This is a genomic window from Candidatus Cryosericum odellii (assembly GCF_003570935.1).
Lineage (GTDB): Bacteria > Caldisericota > Caldisericia > Cryosericales > Cryosericaceae > Cryosericum > Cryosericum odellii.
In genome coordinates this window covers 25,882-26,320 of the sequence record NZ_QXIU01000224.1, presented here as the reverse complement: position 1 = coordinate 26,320, position 439 = coordinate 25,882, and the positions used below count along the sequence as shown (strand labels likewise).

Sequence of the window (439 nt, the reverse complement as noted above, 5' to 3'; positions counted from 1 at the left end):
CCTCCCGCAGAAGGGGATGTCACGGCCGTCAAGGTATGGGATGAGGACATGTTGTAGCTGAACACGCCGTGCCAGGTGCAGGCATATAAAGTAGCAGTAGCCGGGTTAACGACAAGGGACGTAACCCCTTGATGGAGACCGGTGTCCGTCCAATTGGCCCCACCGTCCGTCGAGCGGATGATGCCGGTATCGCCGGCAGCGTAGACGGTCGTGGGCGTTGCGGGGTCGAGGACAATGGCGTAAAGGTCGATGCCAAGGAGCGCATCGCCGGCAGCAAGGGCTACAGTCCACGTGTTGCCGCCGTCGATGGAACGCAGGATCCGGCACAGTGTCTGCTGATAGTAGGTATAGGCAGAGGCTGCATACATGATCGAAGGATTTGCTGGATTGATCGCCAGTGCGACAACGCCGTCCCCGCCTTCCGGTCCCATCTTGATGG

1 protein-coding gene is annotated in these 439 nt (G+C 59.9%); it reads right to left on the bottom strand.

From position 1 onward, the window contains the following. Window positions 1–439, bottom strand: a 439-nt coding sequence (locus SMC5_RS10500) for a WD40/YVTN/BNR-like repeat-containing protein (protein ID WP_407079769.1), incomplete at both ends; no start/stop codon positions are given.